General features: G+C 52.5%; 20 protein-coding genes and 1 pseudogene. 12 read left to right on the forward strand and 9 right to left on the reverse strand.

Translation table 11 applies throughout. The annotated features are described in order from the left end of the window. The 6 genes and pseudogenes from H6F94_RS02145 to cysH form a co-directional block, all read left to right on the forward strand. Positions 1-140: pseudogene (locus tag H6F94_RS02145) on the forward strand (photosystem II q(b) protein); the annotation flags it as partial. A 249-nt stretch (positions 141-389) separates the two neighbouring features. Next, positions 390-3,896 carry a chromosome segregation protein SMC gene (gene smc / locus H6F94_RS02150; RefSeq protein ID WP_190800608.1) on the forward strand — a complete coding sequence of 1,169 codons (3,507 nt, stop codon included), beginning with the start codon at positions 390-392 and terminating at the stop codon, positions 3,894-3,896. 173 nt (positions 3,897-4,069) lie between these two features. Further along, entirely contained in the window at positions 4,070-4,990 is a 921-nt protein-coding gene (locus tag H6F94_RS02155) for a PRC-barrel domain-containing protein (RefSeq protein ID WP_190800609.1), read from the forward strand. A 40-nt stretch (positions 4,991-5,030) separates the two neighbouring features. Beyond that, positions 5,031-6,218 carry an 8-amino-7-oxononanoate synthase gene (gene bioF, locus H6F94_RS02160; RefSeq protein ID WP_190800610.1) on the forward strand — a complete coding sequence of 396 codons (1,188 nt, stop codon included), beginning with the start codon at positions 5,031-5,033 and terminating at the stop codon, positions 6,216-6,218. A 90-nt stretch (positions 6,219-6,308) separates the two neighbouring features. After that, on the forward strand, positions 6,309-6,620 hold the full coding sequence (locus tag H6F94_RS02165) for a DUF6761 family protein (protein ID WP_396426407.1): 312 nt from the start codon (positions 6,309-6,311) through the stop codon (positions 6,618-6,620). A 220-nt stretch (positions 6,621-6,840) separates the two neighbouring features. Further along, on the forward strand, positions 6,841-7,581 hold the full coding sequence (cysH, locus tag H6F94_RS02170) for a phosphoadenosine phosphosulfate reductase (RefSeq protein WP_190800611.1): 741 nt from the start codon (positions 6,841-6,843) through the stop codon (positions 7,579-7,581). 79 nt (positions 7,582-7,660) lie between these two features. On the opposite strand, the gene H6F94_RS02175 is transcribed toward cysH, so the two are convergent. Continuing rightward, positions 7,661-8,884: a methyl-accepting chemotaxis protein gene (locus H6F94_RS02175; RefSeq protein WP_190800612.1), complete on the reverse strand. Its 1,224-nt coding sequence runs from the start codon at positions 8,882-8,884 to the stop codon at positions 7,661-7,663. A gap of 411 nt (positions 8,885-9,295) precedes the next feature. Here H6F94_RS02175 and H6F94_RS02180 point away from each other — a divergent pair, with 411 nt between their 5' ends. The 4 genes from H6F94_RS02180 to H6F94_RS02195 all read left to right on the forward strand — a co-directional run bounded on the left by H6F94_RS02180 (position 9,296) and on the right by H6F94_RS02195 (position 14,224). Continuing rightward, positions 9,296-10,045 (forward strand): pentapeptide repeat-containing protein, encoded by a 750-nt coding sequence (locus H6F94_RS02180; protein WP_190800613.1) that lies wholly within the window; start codon positions 9,296-9,298, stop codon positions 10,043-10,045. Between the two features lie 311 nt (positions 10,046-10,356). Then, positions 10,357-10,551, forward strand: a complete 195-nt coding sequence (gene psb35 / locus H6F94_RS02185; protein WP_190800614.1) for a photosystem II assembly protein Psb35 — start codon at positions 10,357-10,359, stop codon at positions 10,549-10,551. Positions 10,552-10,644: 93 nt separating this feature from the next. Beyond that, a complete protein-coding gene (locus H6F94_RS02190) occupies positions 10,645-12,288 on the forward strand; it encodes an ABC1 kinase family protein (protein WP_313949200.1) in 1,644 nt (547 codons plus the stop codon). A 268-nt stretch (positions 12,289-12,556) separates the two neighbouring features. Beyond that, positions 12,557-14,224 (forward strand): serine/threonine protein kinase, encoded by a 1,668-nt coding sequence (locus H6F94_RS02195; RefSeq protein ID WP_313949201.1) that lies wholly within the window; start codon positions 12,557-12,559, stop codon positions 14,222-14,224. Positions 14,225-14,251: 27 nt separating this feature from the next. Here the strand turns inward: H6F94_RS02195 and H6F94_RS02200 are convergent, their stop codons facing one another. Continuing rightward, positions 14,252-15,424 (reverse strand): S1C family serine protease, encoded by a 1,173-nt coding sequence (locus H6F94_RS02200; protein WP_190800615.1) that lies wholly within the window; start codon positions 15,422-15,424, stop codon positions 14,252-14,254. 93 nt (positions 15,425-15,517) lie between these two features. On the opposite strand from H6F94_RS02200, the gene H6F94_RS02205 reads away from it, so the two are divergent. Then, a complete protein-coding gene (locus H6F94_RS02205; RefSeq protein ID WP_190800616.1) occupies positions 15,518-17,125 on the forward strand; it encodes an Hsp70 family protein in 1,608 nt (535 codons plus the stop codon). A 181-nt stretch (positions 17,126-17,306) separates the two neighbouring features. Here H6F94_RS02205 and H6F94_RS02210 read toward each other — a convergent pair whose 3' ends face one another. The 7 genes from H6F94_RS02210 to H6F94_RS02240 form a co-directional block, all read right to left on the reverse strand. Next, on the reverse strand, positions 17,307-18,113 hold the full coding sequence (locus H6F94_RS02210) for a TPM domain-containing protein (RefSeq protein ID WP_190800617.1): 807 nt from the start codon (positions 18,111-18,113) through the stop codon (positions 17,307-17,309). A gap of 257 nt (positions 18,114-18,370) precedes the next feature. Beyond that, on the reverse strand, positions 18,371-18,697 hold the full coding sequence (locus tag H6F94_RS02215; RefSeq protein WP_190800618.1) for a hypothetical protein: 327 nt from the start codon (positions 18,695-18,697) through the stop codon (positions 18,371-18,373). Positions 18,698-18,702: 5 nt separating this feature from the next. Next, positions 18,703-19,092 (reverse strand): hypothetical protein, encoded by a 390-nt coding sequence (locus tag H6F94_RS02220; protein ID WP_190800619.1) that lies wholly within the window; start codon positions 19,090-19,092, stop codon positions 18,703-18,705. Positions 19,093-19,630: 538 nt separating this feature from the next. After that, the gene (locus H6F94_RS02225; RefSeq protein ID WP_190800620.1) at positions 19,631-19,942 is read right to left on the reverse strand and encodes a hypothetical protein; all 312 of its coding nucleotides are present in this window, start codon (positions 19,940-19,942) and stop codon (positions 19,631-19,633) included. Between the two features lie 336 nt (positions 19,943-20,278). Further along, positions 20,279-21,538, reverse strand: coding sequence for a hypothetical protein (locus tag H6F94_RS02230; protein WP_190800621.1), 1,260 nt, complete (start codon positions 21,536-21,538; stop codon positions 20,279-20,281). Between the two features lie 108 nt (positions 21,539-21,646). Further along, positions 21,647-22,423 carry a hypothetical protein gene (locus H6F94_RS02235; RefSeq protein ID WP_190800622.1) on the reverse strand — a complete coding sequence of 259 codons (777 nt, stop codon included), beginning with the start codon at positions 22,421-22,423 and terminating at the stop codon, positions 21,647-21,649. Next, positions 22,420-22,923 carry a hypothetical protein gene (locus H6F94_RS02240; protein ID WP_190800623.1) on the reverse strand — a complete coding sequence of 168 codons (504 nt, stop codon included), beginning with the start codon at positions 22,921-22,923 and terminating at the stop codon, positions 22,420-22,422. The genes H6F94_RS02235 and H6F94_RS02240 overlap by 4 nt, the downstream gene beginning before the upstream one ends. Before the next feature lie 733 nt (positions 22,924-23,656). Between H6F94_RS02240 and hemB the strand changes: the two genes are divergently transcribed. Then, entirely contained in the window at positions 23,657-24,766 is a 1,110-nt protein-coding gene (gene hemB / locus H6F94_RS02245) for a porphobilinogen synthase (protein WP_190800624.1), read from the forward strand. The last annotated feature ends 178 nt before the right edge of the window (positions 24,767-24,944 follow it).

Genomic DNA, 24,944 nt, shown 5'->3' on the forward strand with positions numbered 1-24,944 from the left:
CGACCTGGGCAGACGTGTTGAACCGGGCGAACCTGGGGATGGAAGTGATGCACGAGCGCAACGCTCACAACTTCCCGCTTGACTTGGCTGCTGGCGAAGCAACCCCGGTTGCTCTGACCGCTCCCGCCATCAACGGCTAATTAGTCCAGGCTAGTTAATCAAAAAGCGCTCTCCAATGGAGAGCGCTTTTTGACGTTCTTTCTAACCTTCTTTTCGACCTCTTTCTTCATAGGGCTTCATAGGGGTTTCCGCACTGGTGTTTTTTGCGTTTAGTCGAGCAATCCAGTTTGAATTCCAACCCTTTGACTGATTCAGGAGTAGCAATTTCCGACTTGTAAGCCGACTCCAGTGCTACGGTATGATGGACGCTTCTTGGCCTTCCTAACTCGGTGTACATCAAGCGACTGGAACTGACCCGCTTCAAGTCTTTTGGTAGTACGACGGTGATCCCGCTGCTACCAGGATTCACTGTCGTTTCTGGGCCTAATGGTTCTGGGAAGTCCAATATTTTAGACGCCTTGCTATTTGCTCTGGGACTAGCAGGTTCCAAGGGTATGCGGGCTGAACGCTTGCCAGATCTAGTCAACAACAGCCAAAAGTCGCGCAGCACAGTCGAGGCAAGCGTTAAAGTCACTTTTGACTTAGAAGACGGCAACGATGGAGAGTGGAGTGTCACTCGCAAACTGCGTGTCACGCCGCAGGGCACTTACACCTCTACCTATGCCATTAATGACGTTCCCTGTACCTTAACTGAGCTGCACGAACAGTTAGCAGAGCACCGCATTTACCCTGAGGGGTACAACATCGTGCTGCAGGGGGACGTCACCAGCATTATCTCGATGAGTTCGCGGGAGCGGCGGCAAATTATTGATGAGCTCGCCGGAGTGGCCGCCTTCGACCGCAAAATCGACCAGGCTAAGGAGAAACTGGACGCCGTTAAAGAGCGCGAAGACCGTTTTCGCATCGTTGAAAAAGAACTAATTGCCCAGCGCGATCGCCTTGCACAGGATCGCATTAAAGCCGAAAAATATCGAAAGCTCCGAGCTGAAATTCAGGCTATGGAGCAATGGGAGGTTGTTCTTAACGGCAGACAACTACAGCGACAGCAAACCCAACTGCGAGAGCAAATCCGAAGCTGTGAGCAAAACCGGACTGAGCTCAGTACTCAGTTAGCAGAGTTAACTATTAATATTGCTCGCGCCAGCGCTGAACTAGAGCATGCCAATCAGCGGGTTAAAGCTCTGGGCGAAGATGAGCAACTGGCACTACAGTCTCAGAAAGCGACACGTGAGGCAGAACTGCGAGCTGTGACGCGCTCTGCTCAGGAGTTGTCTCAAGCGCAGAAAACCGATCAAAATACACTGATTCACCTGCAAGGCGAGGTTCAGGAACACCACGGCTCTCTGGAGCGGCTCAATGACCAGTTCCGCGGTCAGATTGAGCAAATTGAGCAGCTAGTTGCCCGGCAACAGCATCAACAGCAATTGCTGGCCCGGTCCCGCGAATCGCTTCAGACCATTGCTGAATCTTCGAATACCTCGGTGCAGCAGCAAACTCAGCTGCGCCACCAGATCGATACCCTGCTGAGTACGCTCGACCCACAGCGCCAAGAGCAAACTCGCTTGCGAGAGCGACTGAGCCAGCTTGAACGCCAGATTCAGGACCAGAAGACGGAATTAGCTCGTCTAGATAACGACTTGATTGAGCGGCAGAACTTGCTCAGGGAAAAGCAAGCTGAATCAACCGATCAGCAAGAACGGGTCCAGTCTTTAGCGCAATCCTTGACAACGGCGCAGCAAGAAGGGCAGACCCAGCAGGCGACTCGCGACCGGCTGAGCGAAGAGCAAACTAACCGCCAACGGCAGTTGGACCGCATCGAAGCTCGGGCACAAGCTATCCAAGAAGTGCAGGGAACTTACGCCACGCGGTTGATTCTGCAGATGGAGTTACCTGGGGTTTGTGGGTTAGTAGCTCAACTCGGTCAGGTCGATCCGCATTATCAGTTAGCTCTCTCGATTGCAGCAGGTGCGCGTTTGGGCCACCTAGTTGTGGAAGATGACGGTGTGGCAGCGGCTGGGATCGAACTGCTCAGGCGGGAAAAAGCAGGTCGCCTCACCTTTTTGCCCCTCAACCGCATCCAGCCCGCTCGCTCGCTCCCCCGCTTGCAGGCAAACGGAGCTATCGACTACGCGCTCAACCTGATTCAATTTGATGAGCGTTACATTGATGTGTTTGCTTATGTGTTCGGCAACACAGTTGTCTTTGAGCATTTGAGTGACGCCCGACGCTACCTCAACCAATACCGCATGGTCACGATAGACGGGGAGTTGCTAGAAAGCTCTGGCGCAATGACCGGCGGTAGCGCGCAGAAGAACAGCCTTCAGTTTGGTACAGGCTCCCCAGCAGAATCAGATGAGGCAAAAGCCCTCAAGGAACGCCTTCAGGAAATTGAACGCTTGCTCAAGCTGATCAACCAGAAGATCCAGGTGGCTCAAGCCAACATGACGCACCAGAGCGAGCAACTGGCTGAATCTCGCGCTCGCCATCGGGATGCTCACTCCCAGATTGATCCTCTCACTCAAGCGATTGCCAGCCTTAACGGTCAGCGCGACCGCTTACGGCAAAACCTAGAGTCAAATCAGCAAGAACTCCAGGCCAGCCGTCAGCGGTTGAGTGAATTAGACCAGAACTTACCCGTTCAGGAAGCCGATTTGCAAATCCTGCGTCAAGAACTGGGTCTGTTGGAGCAGTCTCAAGACCACAGTGAGTGGCAGCAGGCTCAAGCGGCAGTTAGCGAGCAGGAAGTGCGGCTGGCAGAACTGGACGTGAACTTGCGCAGCGCCCGTGATCGCCAGAGTGATGCCACAACTCAAGCTCAAGTGCTTCAGGAAAAGATTAAGCAAAGCGAAGCCCGGATTCAGGAGTGCCGGCGTCGCCAAACTGACCAGCTCAACCAGCAAACTCAGCTGACCCAGCAACGGCAGCAGTTGGAAGCCACTCTGGCTCAGCTGCAACAACAACTGGCCACGTTAGAGGTGCAGCTAGGCTCCGAAAAACAGCTGCGAGATCGCCTAGAACGCCAGTTGCGCGAGCAGACCAATGCCCGCCAGGAATTGGAGTGGCAATTGAGCCGGCTCCAAGAGCGTCAGCAGGAAGCGCAGCAACAGCTCGAAAGCGTCCAGACCAGTTTGCAAGAGTACAGCCAGAACTTGCCCGATCCCGAACCTGAAGTTCCTGCCGATCTCACTTTAGAACAGCTGGCTTCTGAGTTACGCAGCCGCACTCGTCGCTTGCAGGCTATGGAGCCAGTCAACATGCTGGCGATTGAAGAATACAACCGCACCCAGGAGCGCTTGGACGACCTCAGCCAGAAGCTAACTACGCTTGAAGAGGAGCGTACCGAACTGCTGCTGCGGATTGAGAATTTCACTACGCTACGCCTGTCAGCCTTTAAAGAGGCGTTTGATGCAGTAGACAAGAACTTCCAGGTGATCTTTGCCGAACTCTCAGACGGTGACGGTCATTTGCAGCTCGAAAACGTAGCCGATCCTTTTGCGGGAGGTCTCAATCTGGTTGCTCATCCCAAAGGCAAACCGGTGCAGCGCTTAGCCTCTATGTCAGGGGGCGAAAAATCGCTAACAGCCCTCAGTTTCATTTTTGCCCTGCAGCTCTATCGGCCCTCCCCGTTCTACTCCTTTGATGAGGTAGATATGTTCCTGGATGGGTCGAATGTAGAGCGATTGTCTAGAATGGTAAGGAAGCAGGCAGATTCCGCCCAGTTCATTGTGGTTAGCCTGCGGCGACCTATGATTGAGGCGGCTGAACGCACAATTGGGGTCACGCAAGCGCGAGGTGCTCATACACAAGTCCTAGGCTTGAAGCTGCGCTCTGGCTAGCAAGATGTGACAGCATGGGTTGACGTCTCTACAAACCCGTGTCAGGAGCGCTCGTGTTATCGTCGTGATTGATGATTAGGCGAATAATCGCTCAGCATCGGTTGCGCCTCTCCTCAGTTTCGAGACTCTAGTTTCAAGATTGTTAATCGGCAATTCGGATTCAGTAGGACACAATGACAACGACATCTGAACCTGTTCGCCAGCGCTCGTCGATCCTGGGCACCCAGGTGATCAGCAAGGCAACCGCCCGACGGCTCGGCGTGGTTTCCCAGCTCTGGCTGGACATGGATCAGCGGCAGGTTGTAGCAGTCAGCGTGCGAGACAACCTGATTGCTGGAACGCCCCAATACATGTCTCTGTCCAGCATTGCGCTGCTGGGACCCGATGCCATTCTGGTCGATAACGAAGATGTCTTTGAAGACATCAACGTTGATGCTTACACCAGTCTGATTGGCAGTGAAGTCGTCACCGAGACTGGGGAACTGCTCGGTAAGGTGCGTGACTTCAAGTTTGACCCAGGCAACGGTGAGATCTTTCAGCTCATTCTGTCCTCGCTGGGTATTCCCCTAATTCCCTCTCAAGTGGTTAGCACCTACGAGTTGGATGTCAATGAGATCATCGCTGTAGGCCGAGATCGCATCATTGTCACTGAAGGCATGGAAGAGCGTCTGACCCAGCTGACCGTGGGCATTCTTGAGCGTCTGGGCATCGGCAAGCCACCCTGGGAGCGGGATGAAGATTACATCTCGACCGTTGATCCCAATGACATGCTGGGCACTGGCTCCAGCCGTCCCTCTACCGCTCGCACCGTAACCACTCGGGCCAGTGAGGATATGTGGGATGACGACAACTGGTCTAAATCCCGCCCTGCTGCCCGCCGTAAAGCTCCAGAACCCTACTACGACGAAGAGCTAGAGGAAGCTGATAACTGGTCGGACGAAGCTGAGGAATACGAAGAACCTTACGAAGAAGACAACCGTTACCGCCGCGACAACGAGGATGCTTGGTCCGACGAAGAACCTTACGAAGCGCCTCGAGTCAACATTCCCCAGAAGCAGCGCCAGCCCGAGTACGAAGAAGAGAAAGACTACTAGGCTCCCCACCCAAGGTGAAGCCCCTTCTGGTCCATAGCTCGTGAGTCCCTATCGCTGGCTAAGCCGCTCTCTGGCGACCTTAAAGCAAGCGGGTTGGTATCGCTCTGTACAACCTGCCACTGGTCGGGCAGGGTCAGTCGTTGAGCTGGACGGGCAACAGTTGCTCAACTTTGCTAGCAACAACTACCTGGGATTGGCAGGCGATGAGCGCTTGATTGAGGCAGCAGTGCTTGCCACCCGTACCTACGGCACTGGCAGCACTGGCTCGCGGTTACTGACCGGCCATCTGGAGCTACATCGGCAACTCGAACAAGCACTAGCGCGGCTCAAGCAGACCGAGGACGCTCTGGTCTTCAGTTCTGGTTACAGCGCCAACTTGGGAACGATCACAGCCCTGGTTGGTCAGCGTGATCTGGTGCTCTCAGATGCTTACAACCACTCCAGCCTCAAGAATGGTGCGATCCTAAGCGGCGCAACGGTCCTAGACTACGCCCACCTTGACTTGGCTGACTTGGGCCAAAAGTTAGCGCAGCATCGCCAGTCCTATCGTCGCTGCTTGCTTCTGAGTGACAGTGTGTTCAGCATGGACGGTGATTTGTGCCCTTTGCCAGCGCTATTGGATCTGGGAGACACTTACGATTGCATGCTCCTACTGGACGAGGCTCACGGCACGGGTGTTCTAGGAGCGCATGGAGCTGGGTTAGTTGAGCAGGCAGGTTGTACTGGTCGGCCTTTGGTGCAGGTAGGGACACTTAGCAAAGCTCTGGGTAGCCTAGGTGGCTATGTCGCCGGTTCAGCAGAGTTAATCGACTTTCTGCGCAATCGTGCTCCCAGTTGGATCTACACCACAGCCCTGTCACCAGCTGACACTGCCGCTGCCTTGAAGGCTGTAGAAATTGTGCAGGCTGAGCCAGAGCGCCGCGCCCAGCTATGGAGCAACGTTACCTTTCTGCGCCAGGCGCTCTCTGGTCTCGATCTACTGCCTTCTGAATCGCCAATTCTCTGTGTCCGAAGCGGTGACATTCCGCAAACCTTACAACTCGCTCAAGCCTTGAGACAGGCTGGGATTTTTGCGCCTGCTATCCGTCCACCGACCGTACCAACCAGTCGGATTCGACTAACTGTAATGGCAACGCATACACAAACGGATCTAAGAAACCTGGCTCAAGTGTTACAAAGCTATGCCGAGGTATCCACAGATTCATCTTTACCTACAAATGTTTACTAGGATGATTGCTAGTGGATCTGCTTCCCTGCGGCCTGTCTAAAACCTGTTCAAAGTGTCTGCTTTTTATCAGCACAGCCTTGACCACGTTCTTTGCCTGATTCGACTCTCGACTCATTACCGTGGCTGGCTCTGTCGATTTCTATTCCTGCTGACATGCTTCAAGATACCCAGACGATTCGCCACTATCAGAGACTCACTGATGATCTCGCAGAGCTTTGGAGCCGGGGCTACCGGACCGATGAACTGCGCCTGTTCACCAATGGCTATCTAGCAGCTCTGCGCACTTCCAATGTGGTAGAGCCCTACGCTATTCATCGTTTAGAAGAAGAGGCATTACGCTTCCTCTACGACTCGTCGAACTTCGCCATTCCCGAGCCGGAACGGGACTACGATCTGCCCTGATCCTGGTTTGGAGTTGCCTTAGACCTTAGACCTTAGACCTGGCCTAGTGTTCGTCTGCCTTCAGCTGAGCCAAAGGTCAGGCTTATAGGCTCTGAGCAAGAAGTTCGGTTCCCCGAACCTTAGCTGCTGTTTGCCCCAACCCTTAAGAAAACCGTTTCTTGATAGGCTGGAGATAAATGAGCAGCTAATTCTGCTCCTTGTTTATTTGGTGCTGCTTTGCATGACCGAATTACCTTCTGCTTTAGGGCTAGACTCAGGCAATCCTGCCTCGGCCCCTCGCACCTTTGATCTTGACGCACTGAATACTCAGTTTGATCAAGCTCATCCCCGTGACATTTTACGTTGGAGCACCGAGAACCTAAGCCACTTAGTGCAGGTGACCTCCTTTGCAGACAGTGGCATGGTGATCCTCGATCTGCTGGACCAGTTAGGGGCTCAGTTGCCTGTCCTGTTTATCGATACCCTACATCATTTTCCGGAGACTCTAGCGCACGTCGAGCGTGTTAGACAACACTACCGCCTAGACCTTCACATCGCCCATCCTGAGCCCTCCGATCGCAAGGCCTTTGAGGCTCGCTACGGGGAACGTCTTTGGGAACAAGACCTGGAGCAATATCAGGTAGTTACGAAGGTGTTGCCTTTTAAGCAAGCCCTAGCCGATCTCCAAGTGAAGGCTTGGATAAACGGACGGCGACGCGACCAAGCAACCACTCGCACCCAGCTCCCCGTGTTTGAGTGGCATGGTGAACGGCTAAAAGTGAACCCCTTGGTTCACTGGACCAAGAAAGAGGTTTGGAACTATCTCTTGGAGCATAACGTTCCCTACAATCCTCTCCACGACCAGGGCTACAGCAGCATTGGCGACCAACCGTTGACAACGGCAGTTCAGGTTGGTGAGGACGAGCGTGCTGGTCGTTGGCGGGGAATGGGCAAGGTTGAGTGCGGCATTCACGTTCTCTAGGTTGCCTCTGGGCTTCAGACACGAACTATTAGGAAAAACCAGATAGTTTTAGGTGATAAGTACAGATTGGGGCCAAGGTCTAAAGGCTAGAGGACGATAGGCCAACTGATGCCGATGGATTAGTGGTGCTCGCCTGTAACAGTTCTTCGATCTGGGCTAGGGCGGTTCGCGCCTCACGCGCATGACCTAGAAGGGTCTTAGCCATAGTCACATTTTCGGCAGCCGCTTGCTCAGTAATATCGCTGCGGTGCTGAATGCGGTCTTGGAGGCGCTGGAGTTGCTGATTCAGCTCATCAACCCGATCCACAAGTGCTCGGATCTCTTTGGCAATGCGAGCAAATGCCTGACCGCTGACTCCTGCTCGGTGGGCTTCTACTGCTGATGTGAATGCCAGCAAGCGAATGTGGCCAGATAGACTGCTCAAGGAATCAGTGACGACCCGCAGCTCCTGCACCTCCTGCCCAAAAGATTGGCTATTCGCTAGAATGCGCCGGGTCCGTCGGTGCACTGACTTAACCCCAGCAAAGGTTGCTTGAAAGACCCGTTCGCCCTTCTGGACTAGTTGGCGGGTGGTGTCCAACAGAGAGTGTTGACGAACCACGACGTGGTGAGTCTTAGCCATCACCTCAGCCTGTTGCTGTTGCAAAATCTGGCGATGATAGCTGACTTCTGCCTGACATTGCTCCAAACGGCTGCTATGGTCTCGGACGCGGTTTCGTTCTTCTTGCAGTGAGTGCAGGTAGGCACTAATCTGAGCTTTTTGATGATAGAGGGACTGGGCAGCCTGTTCCTGCACCTGGACCTGAGCTAGCAGCAAGGTTGGCAGATCCAGAAGCGACCAGCCTTGGTCACAGGTTACAACCAGTGGCTCGTGAGCTAACTCGGCAGCACGGGTTAAGGCCTTGTGCATAGCTTCAGCAACCGTCGCCGTCCAGGGTAGCTGGAGATAAGTCGTTCGTGCTTGCTCAAATAAGACCCGAATGGGACGTTTCAAGAATAAATCCAGGCCATAGGGTCTGCTGAGCTGCTCCAAAAACCGCCGCCGTGACACCATCCCCAATAACTTGCCCGCCTCCACAAGGATGACCCCGGGCAGTAGAGGGTCTTCCTCAAAGCGACGAGCGACTAACTTGCAAATCGTCGAGCTGTCTACCTCAAACCGGTGAAGCGCGAGCTGCCTGAGCCGCAGATCTAGCTCTGGTGTTAGCGCAGATAACTCTGGATCTAGCTCCAGATTGGTTAAAACATCTGTCTGAAGTTGAGCGTTTATGTCTACATCCGCTTCAAAGATCAATCGTCCCATCCCCTAAGCTTCACCTGTGCTCTTTAGCACACTGACAGTTTCAGATGCCCAATGCTTACATCACGGAAGGTTACAGAGCCAAACAGCACCCAAAGATCGCTTTCTGTCGAAGATGCGGCGCAGGAGGGGCATCAAAAGGCGGTTAGAAGCCTGCGCTCACTGGATAAACCTGGCTGATCGAGAACGAGGTCAGATCAGGGAACAACAAACTGTGAACATTTTAACCACATCTGCCGAGGTGCCATGAAATTTTGTCTCAGAAATCCTGATAGTCGACCGAGGGGCTGGAAGGGTATAGATTAGTGCCGACCCTGGCAGCCTTGCGGGAATTGCATTAAGATTCGGGCAGGGTGCTCGGTCGGGACAGCGATAAGGCTAGCTCTAAAAAGCTTTTTGTATGACGGACTGCGAATGGATGTAAACGGCTCTGATCCCAGAGACGCTTCGCTCTATGCGGTGCCCCACCGTCCCCCGATCATTAACAGCGCTCAAGAACTGCGCTCTGCTCAGAAACTGGGGTTGTCGCTGCGCGGGGCTATTGCTCGCAATATTGACTTAAGTTGGGCTCTACTCGACCAGCTTCGGGTACCCGGTGGAGACTTCCAAGGCGCGAATCTGCGCGGCGTTTCTCTGGGTGCTGCTGATTTACGCTTAGCTGACCTTAGCCTAGTGCGATTGGAGCAAGCTAATTTAGCAGGCGCCGATTTGTGGGGGGCAGACTGCTCTGGGGCGCAGGCCCAAGCAGTGAATCTGCAAACCGCGCGGCTAATTCAATCTCGCTGGTTACAGGCCAATCTGCGTAGCGCCCGTTTCGATGGGGCCGACTGTACCAAGATTGACTTGAGTGGGGCTGATTGTCTGCGAGCAAGGTTTGAGAAAACTTGTTTACAACGCGCATTGCTGCGTGGCACTTTTTTAGGAGCCTGTAGCTTACAGGGGGCTGATCTTAGGGGAGCCAATCTCGCCGGGGCCAATCTCAGTGGGGCTAATTTAACCGGTGCGGTGATCACTGACGCTGACTTTTCCGAGGTGCAATTAGAGCCGAAAACACGACAGTATTTATTGAGTATTGCAAGTGGTATTCATCCGCTTAGCGGTCGCTCAACGCATGAGACTTTGCAGCCTAACCGCAAGAGTTTTCTGTTTTTCTGGCGGCGTTAACCTTGCTGCGGTCTCCTGGCTTTCCGCCTGCTAAAAAATGGAAACTTTAACAATCGGAGCATCAAATAAAAGCCAAAAAAGCAGTAACATCCCTGATACTAAATGTTGATAGCCAGAGACAAATTAACAGTCATTCTTGCGTAAAGCATTAATAAAACTGGCTATCATTCGTTAGATATAAGACTTTAGCTACACTTCAGAATCGAGTTCATCTTTAGATTCATACTTAGATATAACCTGCGAAGGATACCTCAGCAAGTTTAATTCCCCTATGCTGACCTCGTTGCTTTAAAAATTGAGGGATTAAAAAGATGGATGCTGCGCCTCATTTTCCATTCGCCGCTACACTGCTGTACGTTGTTGGTTTTATCGCTGCTGTAACTTTCGGCTCAATCGCCTGGTACAACTCTAAGCGCCCTGTAGGCTGGGAGAACAAGGACCGCCCAGACATCGTGCCAGAAGTGAAAACAGAAGAAAATCCTGGTATTGGCGAACCGAATTCCTAACTTTGAAACTGCGCGGATCGTTGCCTTGGCTCGCCTGAATTTTGAGAAGGCACCACAATAGAGGCAGCGATCCGTCAGGGAGTTTTTACCTTCGTGCTTTCCGGCCTCACTCAAACTAGTGCCCGTCAGCGGGAAATTGCTGAAGTTGTTCTGCGCAATGGCTGGGGCTACATGCGCCGCCTACTCACAGGGGGCAAGCCTGATGAACCCCGCCTGCCGACCCCCCGTATCCTGCGCAATATTCTGGTCGAATTAGGACCTGCTTTCGTCAAATTAGGGCAGCTACTCAGCACTAGACCTGATCTGCTGTCGCCTGAATACATCACAGAATTAAGCACCCTGCAAGATGAGGTGCCGCCAGTGGCTTGGGAGGAAGTGGAGATTGTACTGCGCTCCAGCCTGCCCCGACCTCTGGAGGAAGTCTTCGCTGAGGTCTCTGCTATCCCGGTTGCCGCTGGTTCGATTGCCCAAATCCACCGTGCCCGTTTAGCGGGTCCAGAAGGGCGGGAAGTAGCGCTCAAGATCCAGCGCCCTGGGATTGAAGCAATTGTGCGGCAAGACATGCAGCTATTGCAAAGCATTGCAGAGTTGGTTTCCCGCACTGATTTTGGTCAGTACTACGATTTGGTGAGTTTGGCTGAGGAATTTAGTACTGCATTGCAAGCGGAACTGGATTTTACGGAAGAAGGCCAGTCTACCGAGCAGCTACGCGATAGCTTACAAAATACGGACCTGATTGATAGTAAGCAATTAATCGTTCCTGAGATTATTTGGGAACTGACTTCGCAACGCCTGTTAGTAATGCAATGGCTCTCTGGTGAGCCTGTTTTGGCTCACGACCGAGGACCAGCGGGGGGACCCATTGCAGTCATGCTGGTAAGAGCCTTCTTTCAGCAAATTTACATTGATGGCTTCTTTCACGCCGACCCTCACCCTGGCAACATTTTCTACCTTCAAGACGGCCGAATTGCTTTAATTGATTGCGGTATGGTTGGTCGCCTAGACCCTCGCACTCAGCAACTCCTGACTCAGCAAATGCTGGCAATTGTCAATTTAGATGCGCGGCGCTGTAGCCAAATTATTTTGGAGCTGGGGGAACCGACCAAGCGGTTGAATCTTGTGCAGTTAGAGCGCGATTACGATCGGCTACTGCGTCGCTACTACAACCGCAGCCTATCTCAAATCAACTTTGCACAATTGTTTTACGAAGTGCTGCGTTCCACCCGCAAAAATGGGGTGCGCGTCCCTGGCAACATGGGGCTCTATGTCAAAACTCTGGCTAATCTTGAAGGCGTTGCCCGTAGTCTAGACCCAGAGTTTAATTTGATGGGCGAAGTGCGTCCACTGGTGGCCGATCTGTTCCGGCGGCAGCTGATTGGCAGCACGCCTCTGCAGGATCTAATGATGACGGCTCTTGATTTGAAATCGTTATCCCTGGAGTCCCCCCGCCAGATTGAGACGCTGCTCGACCGGCTGGCCACGGAAAATCTGCAGTGGAATGTAGCTCTGCGGGGCCTAGACCCGTTACGGCGCAGCCTGGATGATTCAGCTAACCGGCTCTCTTTTAGTGTGCTGGTGGGCTCGTTGATTTTGGGAGCTGCAATTATTTCCAGTAGTGATATCGGTGGCCAAACACCGGTGCCCTTGGTTTGGATCAGTAGTGTGTTGTTCGCTACCGCCAGCTTTCTAGGTTTATGGCTGATAGTTAGCATTTTGCGCTCAGGAAGATTACGCTAGAGCTCTTGCCTTCCAGGTAGCAAATAATACTTTCTACGGTTTTGGATGAACGCTCACTTGTGCTGGTTTTCCGGTTCCAGACTCGATTCACAGGACTGAGACTCAGAGGGAGCGCGCTGAGGCTAGGAAGTTACTTCCGTAATGAATAATGAAAATGCTAGAACTCAGCAAGTAGGACAAGGGTAAAAGCAGTTACCCCTGCAACCTAGACCCCACTTTGGCACTTTGCTGTACTGGCCATAATGGATCTACCCCCCGAAACTCGCCTGTGAATCGCGTCGAACCCAATAACGATCACAATTTGGGGCGTATCCTGCGGGAGCGCTACCGAATCAGCCGTTTGGTCGGGAAGGGTGCAATGGGGCGGGTCTATGAAGCCCACGACACACTGCTCGGTAACGTGCCGGTGGCAGTTAAGGTCCTATCCCGTGCGCTCATGGATCAACGGGCCCGAGTGCGCTTTGAGCGAGAAGCGCGCATCTGCGCCCAGTTGAGCCAGAAAAGTTTGCACGTTGTGCGGGTTACGGACTACGGCGTCAGTCCTGATGATGCACCGTTCTACGTCATGGAATACCTACAGGGCCGCAACCTGAGGGAAACTATTGGCGGACGGCCCCTACTACTGCCGCGTTTTCTAGCCCTGGCTCGCCAGATCTGTTTAGGTCTCCAATGCGCTCACAATGGCATCGCCTTAGAGGACGGCGAAATCTGCCAGATTGTGCACCGAGACCTGAAGCCAGCCAATATCCTGATTTTGCCGGACGAGAGTTTGGATGAGCTGGTCAAGATCCTGGATTTTGGTATCGCCAAGTATATGAGCGAGAGCCAGCAGGGGTTAACCAGCGCCTACATGGGCACGTTGGCATACTCCTCGCCAGAGCAGATGGAGGGACGCACCCTTGACTCCCGTTCCGATATCTACAGTCTGGGCATCATCCTCTACGAGATGTTGACTGGCAGGATGCCCCTGGCAGCAGAAAGCTACACCTTTGGTAGCTGGTACAAGGCCCATCATTATCAACCCCCCCGCGCACTAAAGTCAGCAAACCCAGCTCTGCGCATCCCGCCTGTGCTGGAAAATCTGGTGATGCGCTGCTTAGCTAAAGCGCCACTCGACCGCCCTCAAAGCGTAAGCGACATTTTGCGCACTTTAGACAGCCTGGAGCAGCGCTCTACGCATGGTCGACAACTGGGCGAGCAGATCGGGGTTGCGATGGGCCGCTCAGAGGCACCCACAACCACCAAAGCCAGCACGACCCTTCGACCAGAAGCATCACCCGGCGCCGATCTCTCGCCTGCTAGCCTGGCTGAAGTCGGGCTAGAGAATGAAAATCAGCAAATCTCACCCGCCACTGCGGCAGATGTAGTCTGCATGCGGGCTCCCTGGCCAGACGATAAACCCCAGGCAGAAATTGTCTTCCCAGAGATCATTCCCTTCGGTATGTTTGGCCGGCAAAACCTGCCAACCCTCTGGACCATGCTGGAACTGGAGCAGATTCACGCCCGGTGGGCCAAAAGCCCCTACAACCAGTTTTTGTTTCTCGGAGCCCCTCACCCCATGATTCTTTGGGTGACAGCGCTCTATTCAGTGGATCTCAAGCCCCGCTGGATGCCCTGCTATCTGGATCTGAAAACCCCTAAGGGCCAGCATCTTACCCGCTTACTGGGCGAGCAGGGTGAGTATCGGCTGCTGTTGTTTGCTCAAGGAGACCCTGGCGCTTGCCGCCGGATTTTGCGCTCGACCGTTGCTCCGATTCAGAAGGAACTGCTGCTTGACTGGGCCAACGCGGCCCAACTAGCGCCAGAAGGCCAGGTGAGTGTCAGCAAGAAGCTGCTAAAAGCGGAACTGGATAAGGTGAAGGTTCGGTTCATGACCAAGCTAGATCAGATCAGTCGCGAACCCTCACCGCCCCAGAAGCCCAGAGAGAGTGTCTAGGGATACACTCAGTCTTTACCGTGCCCCTTACTGAGCCGGATGCAACTCTAGAGTGACAGCAATGCGCTGCAACTTTGTCGCGGTGCTACTGGCTTGGGTGCCACGGACCACATCCAACTGAATCCGATCGCCAGGCTTACGGTCCTCGATTTCCTGGGCCAGTTCCTCGCCGGAGGCAATTGGCTTGCCATTGATGCCGGTAATGATATCGCCGCCTAGGGTCAGTTGCAGGTTGCCCAGCGCCACATCACGACTGCCACCATGCAGACCCGCCTTGGCCGCAGGACTACCACGCTCCACTCGAGCCACTAGCACGCCGCGATCAACCGGTAGCTTCAGCACTTCGCTCAAGGGAGGCGTTAGTGGTTGCACGGCCACACCCAGCCAACCTCGCTGTACCTGACCATAGGCGAGCAGGTCGGGAACGACTCGGCGCACGGCAGTCACGGGCACGGCAAAACCAATCCCAGCGCTGGCACCACTGGCCGAGAAGATCATGGTGTTAACGCCTACTAGCTCGCCGTTGCGGTTGAGGAGAGGCCCGCCAGAGTTACCAGGGTTGATGGCTGCGTCGGTTTGAACCATGTTGCGGATGGCTCGACCTGCCACTTCTGACTTGATTTCCCGGTTTAGGGCGCTGACCACGCCAACAGTTAGGGTCAGGGATAAACCAAAAGGATTGCCAATGGCCAGAACCTTCTGGCCGACGCGCAGGCCATCAGTGTTGGCTAGGGGAATCGGCTGCAATAGCTTAGCTGGAGCGTCAATTTTGATCACCGCCAGATCATTGAGCGGATCGGCTCCCACCAGTTGGGCCTCGTAGCGGGACTGGTCAGAAAGCGTTACCTCCAAGCGATTGGCATTGCGCACCACGTGATAGTTGGTGAGGATGTTTCCCTGCTTGTCCAGGACACTGCCGGAACCGGTGCCCTGTCCCTCTGGGAAGGGACGGCGAAAATAGTCGTAGCCCACAATCGTCGAGGTGATGTTGACGACACCAGGACTCCGCTGCTCGTAGACCGAAACGTTGACCTGCTCGTCTTCATCAAACCCGGTTGAGCTTACAGAGGTATTGAGACTCGCACGTCCCTGGTTGTTCCCTTGAGCGAAGGCAGCCGGTAGGGGGCCAGTAAAGACTAACGCCAACACCAACAGGAGGCTCAAACAGCAGCGCCGAAGGCGGGTTGGACAGATGTTCATCTCTTAGGTCGGAGGCTCAGATTCTGGATTTAGTTTTATTGTGTCAGGAGAAGACTTGTAAACAGCCCCCAGACAGAGCGAGAGAGAGCCAGCTTGAGCTACGCAATAGATTTCGGCACCAGCAATACGGTGGTTGCTCGGTGGAATGCAGCAACGCGGGAGCCAGAGACACTAAAATTGCCCGGTTTAAGTGTTACCCAAGCCAATAATCCACCCTTAATTCCCAGCCTGGTCTACGTTGAAGACGCTGCCAATGAGTGCATCCTCACGGGTCAACTAGTACGGGACCGAGGCCTGGATTTGAGCATGGATGCCCGCTTTTTTCGCAGCTTTAAGCGCGGCATTGGCTCCTCGATTCAAGGCTTTTTGCCTGAGCTGGACGGACGGACGGTTAGCTTTGAGCAGGTGGGGGCCTGGTTCTTGCGGCAGGTCCTGGAGCAAGTTCAGAAAACTGGACCGACTGACTCGATTGTGTTTACGGTGCCGGTGGATAGTTTCGAGCCCTACCGGCATTGGCTAGGGCAGGTGGTCAGTGCGCAGGGTCCTGCGGCTTTGCCAGTGGAACAGGTGCGTTTGCTGGATGAGCCGACTGCGGCAGCTTTAGGCTATGGCCTCCAAGCCGGTGAGCAGTTGCTGGTGATCGACTTTGGTGGTGGCACGCTGGACTTGGCCTGGGTGCAGCTCAACCTGGAAGCCAACGGCAGCAAGCCTTTGGGTTTTGTACTCAAGTGGGGCGAGAAGCTGTTTGCCGAAAAGTCGGGCCAGAGGCCAAAGGTGGCGCGGGTGATGGCAAAGGCGGGTATGAACCTGGGCGGCACTGACCTGGATAACTGGCTAGTCGATTATTTTGCGCAAACCCAAGAGCTGCCTCGCAACTCGCTGATCACTCGGCTGGCAGAACGGCTGAAGATTCAGCTCTCGGCTCGGCCCAAGGCCAGCGAAGTCTACTTCAACGACGAGACGTTGGAGAGCTACGACCTTAGCCTGGAGCGCAGCCAATTCGAGCAGATCCTAGAGGAGCGCGGCTTTTTTGCTGGGCTGGAAGAGACTGTGACCCAAGTGCTGCAACAGGCCCAGCGTCAGGGGCTCACCGCCAACGACCTGGATCATGTGCTGCTGGTGGGTGGTACGGCTCAAATTCCAGCGGTGCAGAATTGGGTGCGCGAACGCTTCGGCAGCGATAAGGTCCGAGGCGAGAAGCCTTTTGAAGCCATCGCCCACGGTGCCCTGCAAATCAGTCAAGGCGTCGAACTTAAGGACTTTCTCTATCACAGCTACGGTGTCCGCTACTGGGACCGACGCAACAATTGCCACAGCTGGCACCCGCTCATCCCAGCGGGTCAGGCTTACCCAATGTCGCAGCCAGTGGAACTGGTCTTGGGGGCTTCGTTGGAAAGTCAGCCCAGCATTGAGCTGGTGATCGGGGAGTTGGGTTCAGAGAGCAAAGCGGCTGAAGTTTTCTTTGATGGCGACCGTCTGATCACCCGCACTAGCAGTCAGGCACAGACTCAGGTGCAACCGCTCAACGACCGAGACGGCGCACGCAGCATTGCTCAGCTCAACCCACCTGGCTATCCGGGCAGTGACCGGATTCGGGTGCTGTTCCAGGTCGATGTCCGCCGTACTTTGCGGATCACGGTTGAAGATATTCTGACCGGCGACACGTTGCTGGAAGACCGGGAAGTGGTGGAGCTGAGCTGAGCGCGCGATCGGGAAGATAAAGAGAAAGGGCTTGGCGGTGCCAAGCCCCTAGATTAGGCGCGTAATAGGTAAATTGTGGGCGGGGGAAGTGGAAATACGGCGTAAATGGTGTGAATAAGGGGAATGGGATGGGGGACCAAGCCCCTACCGGGTGATGGGTCCGTACCGGGTGATATGGTTGTTAGCTCTCGGCGGGGGGAGCAACTGGGCCGCTGCGAACTGGAATTAGATAGGCGATTAGGGCGCCGCCGCAGAAGCCTGCGATGTTGCGGAAGATTGGTAGCCACTCGCTGGTGCGGGTCAGGACTGGACCCAGGCCGAAGGCGATGAATAGCATGGCCCATAGGGGCGAGAAGATTAGCGCCCACTGCCAGGCGAAGATCTGATCAGGCTTGCGGGGATGACCAGCGAAGCCGAAAATTACGCCGCCAGCGATAGCGCAAACCAGGGTCAGGACCCATTGCTCGTGGGGTAGACCGGGCACTACGGCGCAGCCACCGCCGCGCAGACAGGTTTGGATTGCGTCAATAGCGGAGAGAATGGCCTGGTCTTCGCCGTTGTCTCGCACGAAAAACTGATTGCCGTAGCGGGTTTGTAACTCTACCCAGAACACGCGTGGCAATAAAGGATAGACTGCATCACCGACGTTGAAGTTGAGGATGTTGCCGCCACGGGAGTCGGCTACCATCAGCACGCTCTTGTCGTTTAAGCCCCAAAAGTCTTTGACCGCTCGACCGGGTGTTTGGTCGAACTGCGTCAGCACTCGCACTTTCCAACCTGTCTCGTCTTCGAAGTCGGTGAGCTTGCTGCTAAGTTGCTGCTCCTGCACAGAGGTGAGCACGTTACCCATATCAATGACTGCGGTGGGCTCAGACGGCAGCAATTCAGGTGCATAAACTGCGTGTGCAGCCGGGGCATTCACCCAACTCACTAGGCTCAAGACCAGTGCGAACAGAGCTGATGTGAAGAGGCGGGAGGCGTATTTCATTGTTATGGGTTTCTCTCAACAGGCTACGGCAGAGCTAATAGCAGCCAGGCAACTCATACTTCTTTACATTTGTTTACTGACTGTGTGTAAATCTTAGTCTGAGTCGGCGAATCAGTCCAGTAGTCACTGGATGGAGATTAAGAAGCCTTTAAATTTGGGCGAGCTGAGGCTGGAAAGCAAGACCCGCAAGGCTTTTCGCTGAGTTTGCACGCCTGTTTTGCTTGCCGATGGGCCTGCAATTGAGACCTGCTCTTGAGTTAGCGCGGGGGTGGGGGCGAGTGCAGGGCTAGTTGGATGAGTTGGGTGGATAGGTTGTAGAGGGTGATGGGTGGGCGACCAGCGGTGGAGGGGACTGAGATCTTTTCGACCCAGTAGCTGGCTTCTAGGATGGCCATCTGCCGGTTGACCTCGGATTCGGGCAGGCTGCTTTTGAGCACAATCAGGGAGAGGGGAACGCGGGCGGTGCGGCTGCGGGGGTCGGTGAAGTTGGCGATGATTAGCAAGATGAATTTGGAGGTGGACTGGAGATTGAGGTTGCGGGTGATGGTGTCCCAGAGGAGGAGGCGAATTTGGGAAGAGGTCATTGGGGTTAGCGGTTGGGGATGGGGGTGTAGAAGCTGCGCAGGTTGAGCTTGAGATCGAGTTGGGCTTTGTGCTGTTGCCAGAGACAGCGCAAATAACCGATGACATCTTGGGGATAGTCAAAGCGTTGGATTTCGGTTTTGAGAATTGCGGCTAGGGCTTGTAGGGCTTGGTGGGTTTTGCAGGTGCGAATGGCTTCGATGCAGGCTTCGAGCCAGCAGGCTAGTTTGCGATAGCTAATAAATTGGCCGCCGCGATCTTGGCGGTGCACAAAGAGCACTTGCGCCCATTGTTCGAAGCGCAAAATTAGGCTTGGGGAGATGCCTAAATAAGCAGCGATATCACTAAGCAGGATTTGGAGTTTACGCGGGTCGATAACAGTGGAAAGATTGCGCATAAGAGATGGGAATTGGTCGAGAAAATGACCCCTCAACGCTGGTGGGAGAAAGAGGCTTGTTTAGGGTTTAGTTAGCTGGTTGAAATTAGGTCCGGTTCCCCCAGCATTGGGGGTTAGGGGGCCTCAAAATACGGCCTGTGGGTAGGGGCAGGGTTGTCCTGCCCTTACCGAGATGCCGCCAAAGGGTTAGCCACCCCGGTGGTTTGCCATAGCAAGTCGGGGTGGCTAAGTAGGTGTTAAAATCACCCGTTAGCCTCCTGACTGTCCATAGAACAGTTGAGGGGTTAGCTACTCAGAGGTTGACCTATAGCCTTTGAGTAGCGCTTAAGTTGTATGGATTGTTCGGCTGATTCGATAGGCAAATCCTCTGCTGCAAATGATTGAAGCTACAGTATCAGATAGTTGGGTGCTGTGCAATGGTATTGGTTTGCTATTGCAATAAGAGACCTACCCCCCCGACCCCCTTCCCTGCGAGGGAAGGGGGAGGCTCAGAGCTGACTTCCCTTTCTTCGTAAGGAGCATTCTATTTGATGTACTACTAGGGCTGTTGTCTATTCTCTGCTCTCCAGTCTGCATAGTTTGCTAGTAGACGCTTCAGCTCATTTTGCTCACTGAAGGTGTAGACAGTTTCGAGGGGTTCCTGACCAGGCTTCGCTACAGAAGAAGTGATGGCTTGAAAGTTATGTCCTACAGCAAAACGAAAACCTTCGAGACCTGGCAGGTCTTTTACAAAGGTTAATGTTCCACCTGGAAGCGTGCCCACATACTCGAACTCTTCGAGATTAAGCCAGGTATACAAGTCGTCAAAGTTTTTGGTCAGTGTGGGCAACGTTTGAAGGCCAGTGGTCATGTTTGCGTATATCCGTGCGTGTGTTTGTCAGATGGTTGATCACTCCACCTTCTATGGTTGCACAGTAGTCCAATAACTCGTGTTCTGTACAAAGTATCTGTACAAAGTAGTAGATGCTGTACTCAGCCCGTCTTGCTGCATGAAGTTGTAGCAATTTATAGAGGGCTTCTTCTTGATCTGTAACCTAGTGCATCGATAGCTTCAAAGTTATGTGACACATAAAAACAGTGTCTCTATCTCGTTTAGGCACTTTAAAAAGCTCAGCCTGCCGTCTAGAAGTGTACTCCAAGCTGAACTTTTCTAGCCTAGACTAAAGATAAAGGATTTCCACCAAAGTCAGATTGAGGAAACTGCACTAGTTGAGAATCCTACACTACTACCATTCGCGTTAGTATTATTTATCATCTCCTGAGCTACCTGCTTCTCAATCTGGTCAGTTTCATCGTCATTCAAGTACAAACACTTAACCTGTAAATAAGCCAGTACAGTACGGGCATCATTACCATGAATAGATTCTTCTTCAATTAAGGTGAGGAGCTTGGAATATATCTCTTTGTAACGTTTCTCATTATATTGACGATTTGCTTCTTGCTCCTTGGATTCCTGTTCAATTACCTCTATATGCTCGCGTTTAATTCCTGTAGACTTTTCAATCCTTCTTAGCTCGTTTTTAACGTCTTCACTTATGACCCCCTGATTCTTCCGAATTCCATCAGAAAACACCTGTTTGTAGCGGCGCAAACTCTTCCGATACTCTTCCCTTGTCCCAACAACTCGTTCTTCTATTAGCCTTATATCATCATCACTAAGCTCCAACGATTGCTGTATCTTCCTCAACCCAATGCGGGTGTAGGGGCTAGGAGGATACTCTCTCTCCAATGCATAATACAACTGTTGCTCGTATTGTTGAAGCCTCTTTTGAAGTTCTATCCATTGTCGAGAATTAATTTGTCTGTCAATTTGCTCTGTATGTTCCAACGCAAGCCCATATTTGGTTCTTAAGACATTAAGGACATCATTTCCAAGTGGAATTTCCTCAAGAAAGGCATCGGAGAAGAGAACTCTCTCAGAGAGCTTCTGCCGATAATCCTGCAAATTCCACTGTAATATCTTCTGCCTCCGATTTTCTATCAGCTTTTCAATACGGTCCTGAAGCCGTCTAACAATGTTTTGAAATGCATCATCTTGAGTTGGCCAAACCCTTCTATTATTTACGTGTTCACCGCCTTCAGGTAGGGGTTCAAGTTCGTGAAGCAAGGTAATCTCCCAGTTGACTGGACGGAGTATTACAGGAATAACACAAGCTTTTCCTGCTTCATGTCGTCTTATTGATAGCGTGAATACAGTCTCTCTTGCGTAATCTGAGCAGATCAGATCTGAACTCAGCAACAGCAAAATTACATCGGCTTCATTTATATGACGTTCGATTTCACACTTCTTATCTTGGGCCTCGATCTGTTCACAGTGCCAAACTACGTTTGTGAATAAATAGAGAGATTTAAGATGCTTCTCCAGGTCACCTACTAAACCTTTGTCTTTCTCAGAGAAGATATAAAACGCTTTGATTGGTATATCAAGTTCTAAGAGTTCAGACATAGCAGGGCACCAAGAGAATAGATTGGGTAGAGAGGGCATTCGATCCAAATCTGACTATTTCCTTCCAAGCTCCCTTTATCCACAAGGAGAACAACACTAAAGGAAAGATCAAGATAAATTTCTCATCTTCTTAGCTATAGTTCGGAGCCTGTCTTCAATCTCAGAGAATGCTTCATCCTCAGAAGGCCATACCTTTTTATTGGTAACATGTTGACCTTCACTAAGTAGCGGTTCCAATTCCCGAAAAGGTGTAGATTTCCAACTGCATGGACGAAGAATAACAGGGATGACGGAAGCCTTTTTAGCTTTATATTGGCTCAGCGAGATTTCGGAAACTTCACGACATAGTGCGGAATTGATGGAATCATCAATAAAGTCTTGACTCATTAGAGGCAGAATAATACGCGCCGAGTTCAGATTCTCTATCACCACACGACGTTTATTACTACCTGGTTCAACGTAGCCCTCGTGCCAGTGCTTAATTAAGCCCTCATTCTCCAGTGAGTTGAGCCGCTTTTTAAATTCTTTCCAAAGCCTAACATCCCTGTTGGATTGGCGAGAATACCAGCAAAAAACTCTGATAGGCGCCTTGGGAGGTACTGAAATATGATAGTTATCAGGGGGAGAACTTATTTCCATCCCCTCAATCTCTTTCATATCCTCAATTTCTAATCCACTAGCAGCTGATGAATGTTGACTCGGAGAAGATGGCAGACTGCTTGACAGTCTAGCAATGTTCTGGTGACACTCTTCGATCAGCTCATCAAGCTCAAATTTTTGTTCAGCACTTGCAGTTTTAGCTCGCTCTTTCTCGAAAGAAAATAGCTTCTTTCTCCATATGTCGATTGCGTTGTTCGAGTCTGAAGAGGAATAACCTTGGTTCATGCTTTATTGCTAAATAATGTTTTAATTCCTCGCCACACTCTAACTATTGAAGCTTCCGTGTCGAGTTCCATCTCATATGATGCAATGAGTGGAATGACAGGCAAAGCTACTTTTAGTTTTGCTGCTGCGGTTTTTCCGGGGTCTTCTAGCTTCTCCCGGATATCCATTAATAGCTGTCTCATCTCGTCTGGATACTTGTCAAGCGGAGAACTTTCAAGGTGTTCGACAGCTTGAGTGACTTGAATGATAGCAGTCTCTGCATCTGGCTCTGAGATCAAGAATGCTTCTGACTCTTTAGCAAGGAGTTCACCATACTCAACTTCGTGCTTACGAATGCTGGGTAAGATTTCTCGTTTGATTCGCTGTCGTAGTTCAAAGTTTGCATTAGCACTAGCGCTAAGGTCAAGCTCTTTCTGAAATTCACCGAGCTTTTCGTATTCAATTTCAAGAATCTCTTCTAGATGAATCAACCTCTGTTGATTTATTCGATCAGGACGCATGGAAATACACCTCTATTAGGTTTTCACAGCAAAGTGTTCAATCACTAAAGCTGTAGAGACTGACTGCGCAATTTAGTTGTTAGAAATCAATTCACTGGCTCTAGAACATTACCGTTACAGGTGATTGGAGGCAAAGCTGGGTACCAGTATATATTCACCGACCGATAGTGTCGTGATGTCAGCAGCCAAACAACGTGATCAATATCAACCAGAGTTGTCTGTTGTATGCAGTTGAATGCAGTTTTTTTTAACGCTACCTAAACGTTTAATGTTGGCTAACTTACCTCAAATATCTCTTGAGCTACCCTCTAAGGTAACTGTCAAGGCTAGAAGTTCTTGTTTTATAGCTAAAAACAGCGGTATCCATCCTTAAAAAGCAAATTCACCCCTTTTAGTGGAACCTTATTCTCTTTATCTCGACGCCGTTAGCCACAAAGCCAAAGGTTGCACCTTTACAAAGCTAAGGAACGCAGCTAGATCTCTAGCTAAGCCTCCCAGAATTCAGGGATTGGAGCCTTAATGAGCTACTAAGTGACCTGCCTCCCAACCACAGCCAGTGGCTGAGCACAGGTATAAATACTTATCTTAGGATTCACTGCCAAATTTTGAGGATGTTAGTCAAGATGGAGTTAAGGAACATTACGACTCGCTAGCCCAGCCACAGCAAAGCGAGAACGCAATAGTAGACTGATTCACATTGCACGGAAGCCGATACCTCACCGTTTTCTAAACTATGTTTCCTCAACAGCGTCCGCGCCGCCTGCGCAACCATCCCCAACTCCGGCGTATGGTCCGGGAAACGGTTCTGACAACCGACGACCTCATCTACCCGCTGTTTGCGGTTCCCGGCACCAACTTCGCCAAAGAAGTCAAATCGATGCCAGGTGTGTACCAGCTTTCCGTGGACAAGATTGTTGAGGAAGCCAAACAAGTCTACGACCTAGGCATCCCCGCGATCATCCTGTTCGGCATCCCCGAAATCAAAGACATCGAGGCCACCGGCGCTTGGCACGATCACGGCATGATCCAACAAGCCGCTCGCGCCGTCAAAGCTGCCGTGCCAGAACTGCTGGTCATCGCCGACACCTGCCTCTGCGAATACACCAGCCACGGCCACTGCGGCTTCCTGCAAACCGGCGACCTCAGCGGTCGAGTGCTCAACGACCCCACCCTGGAACTGCTCAAGAAAACAGCAGTCTCCCAAGTGCGGGCTGGCGCTGATGTGATTGCTCCCTCCGGCATGATGGACGGCTTCGTACGAGCCATCCGCGAAGGACTTGACGAAGCCGGTCACACCGACATTCCGATCATGTCCTACGCCGCCAAATACGCCTCCGCCTACTACGGCCCCTTCCGCGACGCCGCCGAATCTGCACCTCAGTTTGGCGACCGCCGGACCTACCAGATGGATCCCGGCAACGGACGCGAAGCGATCAAAGAAATCGAACTGGACATCGCCGAAGGCGCGGACATGTTGATGGTCAAGCCCGCCCTGTCCTACATGGATATCATCTGGCGCGTCAAGGAAGCCACCCATCTGCCCGTCTTCGCCTACAACGTCTCCGGCGAATACTCAATGGTCAAAGCCGCTGCCCTCAACGGCTGGATCGACGAGGAGCGCGTGGTGCTAGAAACCCTGACCAGCATGAAGCGGGCCGGTGCTGATGGCATCCTCACCTACCACGCCAAAGATGTCGCCCGTTGGTTAGGAGCAGGCAGCCAGCAAGCTCAACAGGCCGAGCCCAGCGATGACAAAAACACTGTCGCCCCCTGCCTGCGCACCCCCTCCGAGCAATATCAGCCGGTGAGCGAAACCCTGCTTCAGCCAGAAGTGCAAGTCTAAGACTGCACTCTGAAGGGTCAATCTGAAGCCCCAATCCAAAGCGTTCCTCTAGAGCAAAGACAAGACTGAGCTGAGGATCTGTATCCTCAGCTGGCAAGAACCTAGAACTCGGGCAAGGTAGGCATTACGCCTACCTTTTTTTTGGCTTTCTCTAACCTTTTTTATCGGCCAAGTTTCC

The sequence above is a fragment of the Leptolyngbya sp. FACHB-261 genome (genome assembly GCF_014696065.1).
In the GTDB taxonomy this organism is placed as follows: domain Bacteria; phylum Cyanobacteriota; class Cyanobacteriia; order FACHB-261; family FACHB-261; genus FACHB-261.